Genomic DNA, 14,167 nt, shown 5'->3' on the forward strand with positions numbered 1-14,167 from the left:
GCAATTGATCAAAAAATATATTCTTAATTTTTTAAGTAGATCTGGAAGTTACGTTTTTGGTGCAACTATCTTTGCACGTCTTTTCTCTTTTGTAGCATCTTTGGCAGCACTAAAACTTATTGATAATACTGAACTAGGGGTTGTGCTTTTTGCATATAATATTATTGTTTTTTTAATACCAATTGGCGGTTTTGGTCTACACCAAAGTTTACTAAGATATGGGGCTTTACTAAAAAATAACAAAGAAAAAAATGCATTATTTATTTATGTTTTAAAAAAAGGGATTTTTGCTTCATTGGCTCTTATTACGTTAATAATATGCTGTAGTTTTTTTATTGAATTTAAATTTAAAAACACCCAATTTTATGTAATTGTATTGTCTTTTATAATTTTACCTTCTTTTATTTTTGAAGTGATTAGAGCCCAATTTAGGCTACAACACAACAATAAATTTTTTGCGTATACCGAGTTTTCTAATAGCACAATTCTTCTTTTAAGTGTTTGTATATTAAGCTATTTTTTTAAAGAAATTGGCTATACTATAGCACTTTTAATTACACCATTAATCACATCATTTTTATTTATAAAAAAACTGAATATAGACTTTTCTATACAATTTAAAATCCCTTTTAAAACCAACTCATTTTGGAAATATGGCTTTTTTACAAGTTTATCTAATGTAGTTACTCAACTACTTTTTGTAGTTGACATTTTACTTATTGGTTATTTACAAGAAGATGCTGAAATGATTACCAATTACAGATACATCTCTATAATTCCTTTTAGCCTACTGTTTTTACCTAGGGTTTTTATAGCTACCGATTTTGTAGCCTTTACCGAAAATATTTTCGACAAAGTTTACATTTATAATTATGTAAAAAGTTATATGATTTTCTTTTTTTTGATAAGTATTCTTATGGTTTTGGTAAGTTATTTTTTTGGTGAATCTATCTTAACTCTTTTAGATGATAGTTTCATTCAATTTGTAGATACTTTTTTTATATTGATGTTAGGCATAGTGGGTATTTACATTTTTAGAGGGTTGTATGGAAACTTGTTATCATCAATAGGAAAAGCACATATAAATTACTACATAGCAAGTAGTGCACTAATTTTAAATTTAATTAGTAATTATTTTTTGATTCCAAAATACGGCATAAAAGGTGCTGCTATTACAACATCTACTTTAATGTGGCTTACAGGAATAATTTCTATGATTTGGTTTTGGTACTTATATAAAAAACAGTTAGCTCTCAAATTAAAATAAATTTCTTTTGATGTCAACTACTAAGGTTTAAAAAACAACTTTTTAGAAAGAGAAGAGAAATATTCTGGTGTTGCACCAAAACTCTTAAAAAAAGAACCAATACTTGGTATATTGCCTCCTTCAAAATCGAAAACCATTTTAGTATTTTGATGTTTTTTTACAACACTTATTATAGAAAAACTCGAAGCTTGTAGTTTTCTTGCTTCTTTTTTGTACGCAGAAAATAGATAAACAATTCGTTGATTTGATAGTAAAAATAGCGAGCCACCTAATAAATTTTCATCTTTAAAAACACCATGAATAAAGCCCTTCTTATTTTTTAAAACGTATTGGGTTAATGTTTTTAAAGTATCTTTTGAGTAGTTTAAATCTGGATAAAACTCATCTGTAATTTCAATTAACTCTGCAATTGTAATAGCTTTAGTAGTTAAGTTATTTTTATAGGCAGACTTTACAGCATGCTTTCTGCCTTTAGAGAAATTTTTAAACAATTCATCATAACTTTGGTCTAAATTAAGCAGATAATTTAATTTTTTACGCTCCTTATTATTTTGATATAAGTTGTCTGCGTTAAAATTCAAATCGATTTTAACAAAATATTTAGGGATGCTGTTGATAAATTTATGCTCTACAGCTAACGAAACCTCATCAATAGAAAATACCCCCAATTGCTGACAAAAATAAGGTTGAATGATATACTTTATGCCGTATTTTTTTTTCCAAGGTAGAGGCATTACAGCCTTATAATCATCTAAAACTAAAACATCCCAATTGTCGGCAACAATATCTAAATACCAAGAAAAAGCATAAATTCTAGATTGAAAAGCGTTTTCGATACAAGCATTGTATTTGGTAACATTAAGATTTTTTCTTTTAACGTATGCAATCATGCTAAGCAGTGGCAATTTTTAATGTAGCTTCGTACAAGCGTTTCCAACCTTTCCAACGTAAATAATCGCTCAAAGTTTCGTTATGAAACAACGTAATAAATGTTCCGTTTACCGATTTTACTTCGTTTTTTAAATCTCTAATTCTGCCTAAAGATTGCTTTGGTGTTAACTTCATATAATCATTTAGAGTTGTATCCATAATAGCAAAAGGATATATTTTTAAAGGTGTTTGAATTTCAAAATCTAAATCATAAAAATAAAAAGGTGTACACGTACCTGCTCTAAACCCAATGGTGCTAGCATAGCCCATAGAGTGGTCTTCTTCTATTTCTAAATCTATTAAATGTTGATAGGTTTCTGGTAAGCTAAAGCGCAAATAATGCTGTCTAGAACTTTTTACGGGTGTATTGGTAATATTCTCTAATCGTTCTTTTTCTTTTTTTAATAGCGCTGCTTTTTGCATAGAAAAATAAGACGGATGCAAGCCAACATCTGCATAATCTACCATTTCTTTAATCAACAATTTATATTGTTCTTTTGATGCTGAAATATTGGTATCAAAGGTGGTATAATCGCCAATTAAAAAGAAAAAAATTGTTTTTACGTTATACGACTCTTTAAACTTTAGTAATTCTTTAAAAGTATCAAAAGGATCGTTTTTAATTTTAAAGGTAACAGCAAAACGATTCCAAACATTAAAGATTTTAAAACGCACTACATCATTAATAAAACCTCCAACACTTCTTACCAAACTTTTGTTTTTGTATGCGTAAGCATTATCAACATCAATCGTAGAAATAAATTCATACTCTCGCATTTTATAAGCGTAATCTGGAAATTTGTCTTTTAATATTTCTAAAAATTTGTATGCCCAAATATCTACCACAGGTTTTTCTAAAAAGCCTTTTTTAAAGGCTAAACTCTGTTCTGCTGTATAGCGCCCATGAGCATCTTTTACATGAGGCAAATACTCTTCGTAACGAGAAATTAAATAAAAACTAGCCGCAAAAATATCAAACGGAATGGCAGATTTTTTATTGGTAGCAAAAAAACAAGGTACATTGCCCCAATTATTTACATTAATATCTAAATCATTTACTCCTTGCTCAAACAATAAATCATTACTTTTTATAAAAAACTCTGTACCTAATGGAGTTTTTGTGTACGATAATTTTGGGCCATTGTGTGCCACAAATTCTTCTACTTTGGTGGTAAAAGAAACAGGTATTAGCAAAGTTCTCGCTAAAATATGTTTAAAAATATAGCGAATTCTTGGCGTAATTTTATGAGTGTAAACTATAATCATAATTCGTTTGGCAGTTTTTAGTTGGCAGTATTTGACTAATAGTTACTTTCCAATTCTAATTTAAACTGAATACTGATTTGTTGGTGACTGCTTCCTAAAGTAACCCTTCATCTGCAAAGCTAAAATACGCTTTTTGTGTAATTATTAAATGATCTAGTAATTTAATATCTAGAGTTTGGCCTGCTTGTTTTATTTTTTGCGTTATTTGTTGGTCTGCATTGCTAGGTTCTAATTTTCCTGAAGGATGATTATGACACACAATTAAACCCACACAGGCCAACTCTAAAGCTCTTTTAAATAACAAACGTACATCTACAATTGTGGCAGTTAAACCGCCTTTACTTACTTGAGACTTTACAATAACTTTATTAGAGTTATTTAAAAAAAGCACCCAAAACTCTTCGTGCTCTAAATCGCCAATTACTGGTTGCATTACATTAAAAACGGCTTTACTCGAGGTTATTTTTGGTTTTTCTAAAGCCGTTTCTAATTGTCTTCTTTTTCCTAATTCTAATGCTGTAATAATTGAAATAGCTTTGGCTTCTCCAATCCCTTTAAACTCCATCAATTTTTCAACTGATAGTTTGGCTAATTCATTAATATTACCACCTACAGACAGCAGAATTCGTTTGCTTAGTGCAACTGCACTTTCTGTTCTATTACCAGAACCAATTAAAATAGCAATCAACTCAGCGTCTGATAAGGCTGTTTTTCCTTTGGCTAAAAGTTTTTCGCGTGGTCTATCATCTAAAGCCCAAGATTTAATAGTCATTTTTTCCATAGCAACAATTTGTATAAAAATACAAAAATCTAAGGATTTACAATTGATTTAAAAAATTTTGATATTGCTGATTATTAGGATATAAATCTACGAGTTTATGCAGTATATTTTTTGCTTTTTCTTTTTGACTAGATTGTGAGTATACAAAAGCCAAGGCATATAACAAACTTTCATTTGTTGCCTCTGTTTTAAGGCCTAAAATCAAACTCTTTTCTGCCTTTTTAAAGTTTTGTTTTTTATGATATAATAAACCTAAATTATAATATACTCGAGTATTTTTAGGCATTATTTTAGTAGCTTTTTCTAGTTGTGCAATCGCTTCATCATCTTTACCTAACTCTGCGTATAACAAAGCTAAAGAGTAATAAGCTGCGCCATATTCTGGCACATGTTTTATAATATCCTTATAAGTTTCTTCTGCTTTTTTATACTGTTTATTATTGTAATACAACGTTGCCAAATTTACTCTAATTTGGTCGTTTACATTATCTAAAGCTAATGCACTTTCATAATTATATATTGCTTTATCTAGTTCACCTTTTTTAATATAATAATCTCCTTTTCTAACCCTTGTGCCTACAAAATCGGAATTTGCATTTATTTGTGTCCAAAATTCCTTTTTCACTTTTTCATATGATGCCCTATAAGCACTTGGAATATCACTTTCAGGAAACGTACCCAAACCAAAAAATGCTTTTATTCTGATGCTTCTTTTAGGATCTTCTAACATTGGTAAAAAGTAATTTGCGTAATCTGTAGTATTCACTAAGCTTAAAACATCAACACTTGCACCTCTTACCAAAGGCGAATTGTCATCTAACATTTTAATGTACTCTTCTATAAAATTCTGAACATTATAATTTGATAAAACTTTAGTTGCTGATGCTCTTACTATTTCTGGTTGCTGTTTATCATTCATTAAGGCAATTAAATTTAGATGTCCTTCTGGTTCGTTTGCAATTCCTGATGCTAATTTATCAGAAAAATGAATCGAATCTACCTCACCAAAAAGTTTTTGAAAACTAGCCCAAGCCCATTTATCATCTTTATCTTTATGGCATCCTGAACACGCATTTGGGCTACCATACTTTATGCTCAAATCTGGTCTTGGCACTCTAAAACTATGATCTCTTCTAAAATCATTTCCCATATAAAACTTGCCTGTCATATGGCAATTGATACATTTGGATGATGCTGTATTTTGTGGATGAAAGTGATGTTTAGGCGTATCATATTTTTCGGATACATGACATTGGGCGCACAATTTATTACCATCAAACTTTAATTTTAATGTATGCGGATTATGACAATTGGTACAAGTAACATCATTTTGATACATTTTACTTTGCAAAAAAGAACCATAAACATACACTTCATCTAAAATTTGACCATCTGCGTGATACAAACGTTCTTCTATTAATTGTGGATAGTAATGATCTAACAAGGTGCCTTCAAAATTAAATACTTCAGAAACTTGTTCTCTACGCATGTGGCATCGTGCACATTCGTCTACCAATTCTTTTGGGGTTGTTGTAGAGGTCATTTGTAACTCGCCATTCGCAACGTATTTTTTACCTAATTTTTCAACTTCAGAAACATGTTTTTTACCAGGTCCATGGCAGGCCTCACAATTTACATTTATAATTGCATATTTTGTATTGTAACTATGGTCGCTTACTTCGTAATTTTTACGAACATTGGTAGAATGGCAATCTGCACACATATTATTCCAATTTAAACCTCCTCTAGACCAATGCAACCATTCTGAATGCACCACTTTAAAGTCTGGATACAAATCGAACCATTTATTTTTTACGGAATCCCAAGCAGTACGTAAACATTGGTAATGCCCATCTGGAAACTGTACTATGTATTGTTGCAAAGGTGTGAGTCCAAAAGTATATACAATTTTATAATCGTGATTTTTACCATCAGGGCCTTCTGTATTTACATAAAAGTCTTTGCCTTTTGTATAAAATGTAGAGGTAACTCCCTGACTCGTAAATTTTTGATTGTTGAAATTTGCCAAAACAGATGCACTATCTGCAATTTGCATGGCCTTATCATGATGCGATCCTTGCCATTCTTTAAATTCTTGCTGATGACATTCTTTGCATTTTTCATCCCCTAAAAAATGACTATCAGGAATAACCTTTCCTGATAAAAATACACTTTTCTGAGAATCTACTTTTTGGTATTCTACCTGCTTTTTACAAGAAAAAACAATAGTTATCGCAACAAACCACACCGCTATTTGTGCGCTATTTTTTAATAATGAATTTATAAACAAAACCTATTTCTTTAGTATTAAAAGCGTAAAAATAAATCTTATCATCATGTAAAAAAAAGATATTTATCAGGTTTAGTTTCAATTAAAAATAGTTATACAACTCATAAACGTCACGAAAACAGCTATTTTTTTAGATTTCAAACAAAACTCTTTATATCTTTGTACCTTATTTCTATATTTTTGATATGAAAATTATTATAGCTGGTGCAGGAGATGTTGGTTATCACTTGGCTAAGCTGCTTTCTTACGAATCACAAGATACTTACGTCATTGATTTTGATGGTGATAAGTTAGAGTATTTGAACAATCATTTAGACGTAATTACTAAAAAAGGAGATGCAACTTCTATAAAACTATTAAAAGAAGTAGGTATTGGTTCTGCTGATTTATTAATTGCAGTAACCGATAGCCAAAATACAAATTTTACCATTTCTGTAATTGGTAAATCTTTAGGTGCTAAAAAAACCATTGCTAGAATTGATAACCCTGAGTTTTTGAATGAATGCGAAGTGGATTTTACCAAGTTTGGTTTAGATTTTATGATATCTCCACAAGAACTGGCAGCTAACGAAATAAAAATGTTGTTAAATCAATCTTCATTTAACGATACAGTTGCTTTTGAAAGAGGCTTGTTTCATGTAATGGGTACCACTTTATCTTATAAATCTCCTTTGGTAGATTTAACTGTTAAAGAAGCAAAGCAAAAGTTTTCTAATGTAGATTTTATTACCATTGCTATTAAAAGAGAAAATGTATCACAAACCATAATTCCAAGAGGTGATACTACTTATCGCATAGACGATCAAGTATATTTTTCTGTACCCAATTACAGCATGAAAGACTTATACCCTATTATTGGTAAAAAGCAATTCAATATAAAAAATGTAATGATTCTTGGAGGAAGCAGTATTGGAGAAAAAACAGCTAGAAATCTTTGCGAAGACAATTTTAAAGTTAAATTAATAGAGAAAAAAAGAGAACACGCAGAAGTACTTGCAGAAACTTTAGGAAATACCTTAGTAATTAATGGCGATGGCCGCGATTTAGAATTGTTAGAAGAAGAAAACATCAGAGAAATGGATGCATTTATTGCTGTTACTGGTAATTCTGAAACCAATATCATGTCTTGCTTAGTAGCCAAATCTAAAGGAGTAAAAAAAACAATTGCCTTGGTAGAAAATATGGATTATATTGATATTTCTCAAACCATAGGTATTCAATCGCTCATCAACAAAAAGTTAATTGCTGCCAGTAATATCTTTAAACACATTCGTAAAGGCGAAATTTTAGAATTGGCCAACCTTCATAATATAGATGCAGAAGTATTTGAATTTGAAGTAAAGCCCAATGCAAAAGTTACAAAAGCCCCTATTAGAGATTTACGTTTTCCAAGAGAAGCAATTTTTGGAGGTATTATACGAAACGGAAAAGCATTGATGGCTTACGGTAACATGCAAATTAAAAGTGGTGATAAGGTAATTGTATTTTGTTTACCAGAAGCTATAGCTACTGTAGAGAGTTTATTTGATTAAAGTAATGGGATCTCTAAATTTAAAAATCATTTATCGTTTTTTAGGCATTACTGCCATTTTAAATGGTTGTTTTATGTTTATTGCATTCCCTTTTAGTTTTTTTTCTGATGAAAAAGAAGCTTGGGGAATTTTAAACGCCGGTGTTATCACCGTATTTATTGGTTTCTTACTTTTTTTCTTCAACAAACCCCAAAATACAAATATTCAAAAAAAAGAAGGGTATTTAATTGTTACCTTAGGTTGGTTAATCTTATCCATCACAGGTATGCTACCCTATTTATTGTCTGGTGCAATCCCTACCATTTCAGATGCCTTTTTTGAAACTATTTCTGGATATTCTACTACAGGCTCTTCAATTCTTACAGATATTGAAATTATGCCTAAAGGTATTTTGTTTTGGAGATCTGCCACGCATTGGATTGGTGGAATGGGAATTATTGTACTTACCATAGCCATTTTACCTTTATTAGGTATTGGTGGTATGCAATTATTTATGGCAGAAGCCCCAGGTCCCTCTGCAGATAAACTACACCCAAGAATTACAGATACCGCTAAACGATTGTATTTAATATATGTAGTGCTAACATTTGCCGAGTTCTTTTTATTAAAAGCCGCTGGCATGACTTGGTTTGATGCTATAAACCATGCAATGGCCACTGTAAGTACTGGAGGATTCTCTACAAAAAACACAAGTGTAGCTTACTACAACCACTTACCTTTTGTACAATATATTATTACTTTTTTTATGTTGGTAGCTGGTACTAACTTTGTACTCAACTATTTTGCTTTAAAAGGCAAAATTCAAAAGGTATTTGATAGTGAAGAGTTTAGGTACTACCTATTGGGTATTATTGCAATTACTAGTATTATTGTAGTGTTAATAGTCTTTTTTCAAGACCCAAATTTGCAAACCACAATTGCACATCCGAAAGTTTATGGTGATATAGAATATGCCATAAGGCATGCTTTATTTATGGTAACCTCAGTAGTTACTACTACTGGTTTTGTTTCTGCAGACTTTACTATGTGGAGCTTTTTTGCGACTGGTATTTTCTTTGCCTTATTTTTTACAGGTGGTTCTGCTGGTTCTACTAGTGGTGGAGTAAAAGTAGTTCGGCATATTATAATGCTTAAAAACAGCTTTTTAGAATTTAAAAAAGCGTTGCACCCAAATGCTATAATTCCTGTTAGATATGATGGTAAATCCGTAAACAAAAATATCGTTTTTAACATTTTATCGTTTTTTATCATTTACATGCTTATTTTCATCATAGCATCTGTAACATTAACGCTTTTTGGCTTAGATTTTTTATCAGCTTTAGGGGCTGCAGCGTCTTCTTTAGGAAATATTGGTCCTGCCATTGGTTCTGTAAGTCCTGTAGATAATTTTGCCCATTTATCTGATGCTGCCAAATGGTTCTGCTCTTTTTTAATGCTCATTGGGCGTTTAGAACTCTTTACAGTGTTAATTTTGTTTACTCCTTTCTTTTGGAGAAAGAATTAAAATACAATTTTAGCTTTTTTTAATTTCATAAAATTCATGCGTTTTATTTTAGAAAAAAACAATTATATTATGTCTATTTTAAGATAACATTATATTATTATCAAATAATGTTTTTAGCTTTTTTTTCTTGTTTTATTTTGTAGTTTTATATCGAAAAATTACAATTATGAAACAAAAAAACTTATTAAAAATTGCTTTTACTCTTTTATTAGCTTTGTCTTTTTCTACGATTTCGGCTCAAATTTACAATGCTGATTTTTCTACAAATGGTGATGGATTTGCCGATCATACAAGCGCGTCTCCTCCAGCTGACGCTCCTGCTTCTGTAGGTCCTTTTGGAAGCGCTGGCAACCAATGGTCATTATCATATACCTCTAAACCAGGCACTGATGGCTCAGCAAATTCATTTAAAGTTGTGGATGGTGCTCTCCTTTCAGATGATTGGGGAGGGCAAGGAATATTTCAAAGTCAAAGTATAGATGTATCCTCTATCAATACTGTAGATATTTCTGCAATATCACAAAACTCTGGTGCTAATGACGATAACTTTACTTATTTTTACATATTAGATGGAGGTTCTAGAGTTGAAACTCCTATTGGAGAAACCAATAATGGTGATCCTGTAAGCTACTCAATTAGTGGCCTAGATGTATCAGGAGCAAATTCGTTAGTAGTCGGTTTTGAATTTAGTGAAAATGGAGCTGGAGATGGATATTCAACCTCTTCTTTTACAGTTTCTGAATCTGGAGGAACACCAAGCCCAACAGTATCTTTCGACTCTGCATCAAGCGCAGAAACAGAAACAGATGCAACTTTTGCAACGTCTGGTATACCAATCACATTAACCAACTATGATGCTGATGTAACCATTACTGCAACTGTTAATGGTAGCAGTACAGCAGAACCTGGAGATTATACCATAGATTTAACTCCTTTGATTTTCGATGCTAATGAAACACTTAACCTTCCTCTAAGCATAAATAATGATGCTGATTTTGAGGATGAAACAATAATCATAGATTTTACAGTTACTTCTGGTACTGCAGATTTAGGTACGAGTACGCACACAGTTACAATTACTGATAACGATACGCCAGCTTCTATTGGTTTTGATGCTGCAACAAGTTCAGAAACAGAAACTGATGCAACATTTAACGTACTAATACCTGTTACAGTTTCTAATTATTCAGATACACAAATTGATGTAGATGTTACAATTTCAGGTACTGCTGAAGGCTCTGATTACACTTTAAATACATCTTCATTAACTTTTACAGCAAATGGTTCACAAAATATCTCTTTAGATATTAATCCAGACACTGATGATTATGATAATGAAACCATTATTTTAACCATAAGCGAAACAAGTGCTGTAAGTGGTTTAACTATTTCTGAAGCAACACACACAATCACACTAACAGATGATGATGAAGACCCAAATGCAAATACGTTAATAACAACAATAGATTTTGAAACTGTAAACGACGGTTATACACCATCAACAACAGTGGGTTCTGGAAATTCAGATACATTTAACAGAGTACAAGCGGGTGCCAATGGCAATAGCACGTTCTATTGGGTTGCTGAAGATTTAACAGGAGACCCTTCAATAGATTTATCTCAAATAGATATTAGTGATGCAGCTTCATTTACATTTGCCATTGATTTTTCTTATAATAACGATGCACAGTGGGATTCAACTGACGAGTTATTAATCACATACTCCATTGATGGTGAATCATATCAGAATTTAATGGCTGTACAACATATTAACTCAGATGGTTTTAATAACCCTGCTGCATTAGATTTAGATTTTGATGGTGATGGAGATCTTGGTCAAGAGTTATCGACATCAACCTTTACCACTTTTACCACTTCTGACATTGTACTATCATCAAATTCAACCTTAGATATAAAATTACAATTTAATAACCTTACCTCTAATGGAGAAGGTATTTTCATTGATAATATTGTAATCACAGAAACTCCAGCATCTTCAGACCCAACAGTAACTTTTGATGCTGTAAGTAGCTCCCAAACTGAAACAGACGTTACTTTTGCTACTGCTGGCATTCCAATTACATTAACAAATTATGATGCTAATGTAACTGTAACAGCTACAGTTAACGAAAGTAGTACAGCAGAAGCTGGCGACTACACCATCGATTTAACCCCATTGGTATTCGACGCTAATGAAACGTTAAATATTCCTTTAAGTATTAACAGTGATGTAGATTTTCAAGATGAAACAATTGTTATAGATATTGCTGTAACAAATGGTACAGCAGATATTACCACTAGTCAACATACTGTAACGATTACTGATAATGACTTACCACAACTATTCATTTCAGAAATCATGTACGACTCAAGAAGTGTGTATGGAAGTGATGATGAATGGATTGAATTGTATAACGGAAGTGGTAGTGATATTGATATTTCTAATTATACTTTAGAATACAACAGTATTACATTTACTTTCCCTAGTTCAACAACTTTTACAAACAATACCTATATTGTAGTTGCAGTGGGTAGTAATGGTGATGGTACTTTTAATAACGACAACCCTTTTACACCAGATTTTAACAACTTATCAGTATCAAATGCAGCTGTGGCAACTACAGATGATAGCAATAACTTAACAAACACTTCTAGGTCTATTGAATTAAAAAACACAGGAGGTGCAACCATTGATATTGTAACTTATTCAGAGGCTGATGGTGCTGACTCAAATGGTAGTACTTTTGAATTAATTGATACTTCTGCTGATAATTCTGCCACAAGCAGTAACTGGCAAGAAAGTGGTATTTTTGGAGGATCTCCAAAAGCTCTTGGTTCGTCTATTTGGTCAGGTGCTGTAAGTTCTGACTGGTCCGTTGCTGGAAACTGGAACGCTTTTGGTGTACCAAGTACAAATTCAAACTTTGTAATTCCTAACGGATTAACAAATTACCCTGTTGCTTCAAGCTCGGTAACAGTAAATAATGGTCTTATAAAATCTGGAGCAACTCTAATTGCACAATCTACATTTACAGGAACCGTAACTTATGAAAGAACATTAGGAACAACAAACTGGTATTTAATATCATCACCTGTTTCTGGTGAAACTTATAATAGTGAATGGGTAGCTGCAAGTAATATAGATGATACTAATGGAACTGGAAGTAATATCGGTATTGCAAGCTACACAACAGCTACCAACAGCTGGTCTTATGTACAAGCAGAAAGTAGTGGAACATTCTCTAATGGTGCTGGTTACTCTATAAAACAAAATTTTGCAGGCGATATATACTTTACTGGTGCTATCAATACAGCAAATGTGTCCGTTAATGTTCTTGACGATGGTAGTGGTTTTAACGTAGTTGGTAATCCATTTACAGCAAATTTAACCAGCGCAAGTTTCTTAACAGACAACACCGATAATTTAGTAAGTCAAACATTATGGGTTTGGAATCAAGCTACTGGTGTTTACGACACTTACGTAACTGGCGATAATTTTGTACTTGCGCCAACTCAAGGATTCTTTATCCAAGCCAATGCAGATACAAGTTTAATTTTTAATGAATCTTACCAAACAACAACCTCGGGAACTTTCCAAAAATCAGAAAAAACGGAAATAAAGTTATGGATAACAGATGGTAAAAAGCAAAGATATTCTAGAATAAATTATGCACCAAATGCTACAACTGGTTTTGATAATGGTTATGATGGTGAAATTTTTGGAGGTGTATATAGAGGTGAAGAAAATAGTTTTGATGTTTTTACCAATTTGGTTGGTAACAACACAGGCAAAAAATACCAAGTACAAACCCTACCAAATTCAGGTTTTGAAAATATGATAATTCCAATTGGTATTACTGCTGATGCTGACCAAAAAATCACTTTTACAGCAGAAACATTAAATTTACCAACTGGTATTAAAGTATTTTTAGAGGATACAGAAACCAATACATTTACAAGATTGGATGAAGTTGTAAGTGAGTATACCATTTCTCTAACAGAAAAAGTTGATGGAGTTGGACGCTTCTATTTACATACCAAATCAAGTGCATTAAGTACTTCTGAAGTTTCTTTAGGCAATGTTAGCATTTACACACCTAATGCTTCAACCTTAAGAATTACAGGTTTAACTCAAGGTAAAGCGAATGTTAAATTATTTAATATTTTAGGTAAGCAAGTAGTAAACGAATCTTTTTCATCAAATAGTGTAAAAGAAATTAATTTGCCTAATTTAGCCTCAGGAATTTATGTTGTTCAATTAACAACAGAAACTGGTCAATTGAACAAAAAAATAACCTTAGAATAATTAATTACGAGAATAAAACACCAAAACATGGAAAACAAAGTAAAAAATAATCAAGAAGAAATTACTCGTAAACAAGCCATAAAAAAAATAGGTAATTACGGTAAATATGCAGCCTTAACAGCTTTAGGTACGTATATGATTTTAAATCCACAAAAAGCACAAGCGGCTTCTGTACCTACAAGCCCAGGGGCAGGATTTTAATCTATCCTAAATAAAACACATATCATACAAACGCCTCAAATATTTGAGGCGTTTTTTTATGGTAATACGTATAAAATAATTACTTTTATT

General features: G+C 31.7%; 9 protein-coding genes. 5 read left to right on the forward strand and 4 right to left on the reverse strand.

Going from position 1 to position 14,167, the window contains the following annotated elements; genetic code table 11:
• Window positions 1–4: 4 nt before the first annotated feature.
• Entirely contained in the window at window positions 5–1,267 is a 1,263-nt protein-coding gene (locus ACW9UN_RS03275) for an MATE family efflux transporter (protein WP_459483825.1), read from the forward strand.
• A 20-nt stretch (window positions 1,268–1,287) separates the two neighbouring features.
• Here the strand turns inward: ACW9UN_RS03275 and ACW9UN_RS03280 are convergent, their stop codons facing one another.
• The 4 genes from ACW9UN_RS03280 to ACW9UN_RS03295 form a co-directional block, all read right to left on the reverse strand.
• Complete coding sequence (locus ACW9UN_RS03280; protein ID WP_459483827.1) at window positions 1,288–2,157, reverse strand: GNAT family N-acetyltransferase; 870 nt, start codon at window positions 2,155–2,157, stop codon at window positions 1,288–1,290.
• 1 nt (window position 2,158) lies between these two features.
• Window positions 2,159–3,463 (reverse strand): polysaccharide deacetylase family protein, encoded by a 1,305-nt coding sequence (locus ACW9UN_RS03285; protein ID WP_459483829.1) that lies wholly within the window; start codon window positions 3,461–3,463, stop codon window positions 2,159–2,161.
• A gap of 94 nt (window positions 3,464–3,557) precedes the next feature.
• Entirely contained in the window at window positions 3,558–4,244 is a 687-nt protein-coding gene (gene radC / locus ACW9UN_RS03290; RefSeq protein WP_459483831.1) for a RadC family protein, read from the reverse strand.
• A gap of 37 nt (window positions 4,245–4,281) precedes the next feature.
• The gene (locus ACW9UN_RS03295; RefSeq protein ID WP_459483833.1) at window positions 4,282–6,534 is read right to left on the reverse strand and encodes a tetratricopeptide repeat protein; all 2,253 of its coding nucleotides are present in this window, start codon (window positions 6,532–6,534) and stop codon (window positions 4,282–4,284) included.
• Window positions 6,535–6,719: 185 nt separating this feature from the next.
• On the opposite strand from ACW9UN_RS03295, the gene trkA reads away from it, so the two are divergent.
• The 4 genes from trkA to ACW9UN_RS03315 all read left to right on the forward strand — a co-directional run bounded on the left by trkA (window position 6,720) and on the right by ACW9UN_RS03315 (window position 14,077).
• Window positions 6,720–8,066, forward strand: a complete 1,347-nt coding sequence (trkA, locus tag ACW9UN_RS03300) for a Trk system potassium transporter TrkA (protein WP_459483835.1) — start codon at window positions 6,720–6,722, stop codon at window positions 8,064–8,066.
• 4 nt (window positions 8,067–8,070) lie between these two features.
• On the forward strand, window positions 8,071–9,570 hold the full coding sequence (locus tag ACW9UN_RS03305; protein WP_459483837.1) for a TrkH family potassium uptake protein: 1,500 nt from the start codon (window positions 8,071–8,073) through the stop codon (window positions 9,568–9,570).
• Between the two features lie 166 nt (window positions 9,571–9,736).
• The gene (locus ACW9UN_RS03310) at window positions 9,737–13,876 is read left to right on the forward strand and encodes a lamin tail domain-containing protein (protein WP_459483838.1); all 4,140 of its coding nucleotides are present in this window, start codon (window positions 9,737–9,739) and stop codon (window positions 13,874–13,876) included.
• Between the two features lie 27 nt (window positions 13,877–13,903).
• A complete protein-coding gene (locus ACW9UN_RS03315; protein ID WP_459483839.1) occupies window positions 13,904–14,077 on the forward strand; it encodes a hypothetical protein in 174 nt (57 codons plus the stop codon).
• Window positions 14,078–14,167: the final 90 nt, after the last annotated feature.

The organism is Polaribacter litoreus (genome assembly GCF_054584775.1).

Excerpts from the sequence above, each read along its gene's own strand:
- ACW9UN_RS03280 (WP_459483827.1), bottom strand. The coding sequence starts at position 2,157 with ATGATTGCATACGTTAAAAGAAAAAATCTTAATGTTACCAAATACAAT.
- ACW9UN_RS03285 (WP_459483829.1), bottom strand. The coding sequence starts at position 3,463 with ATGATTATAGTTTACACTCATAAAATTACGCCAAGAATTCGCTATATT.
- radC (WP_459483831.1), bottom strand. The coding sequence starts at position 4,244 with ATGGAAAAAATGACTATTAAATCTTGGGCTTTAGATGATAGACCACGC.
- trkA (WP_459483835.1), top strand. The coding sequence starts at position 6,720 with ATGAAAATTATTATAGCTGGTGCAGGAGATGTTGGTTATCACTTGGCT.
- ACW9UN_RS03305 (WP_459483837.1), top strand. The coding sequence starts at position 8,071 with ATGGGATCTCTAAATTTAAAAATCATTTATCGTTTTTTAGGCATTACT.
- ACW9UN_RS03310 (WP_459483838.1), top strand. The coding sequence starts at position 9,737 with ATGAAACAAAAAAACTTATTAAAAATTGCTTTTACTCTTTTATTAGCT.
- ACW9UN_RS03315 (WP_459483839.1), top strand. The coding sequence starts at position 13,904 with ATGGAAAACAAAGTAAAAAATAATCAAGAAGAAATTACTCGTAAACAA.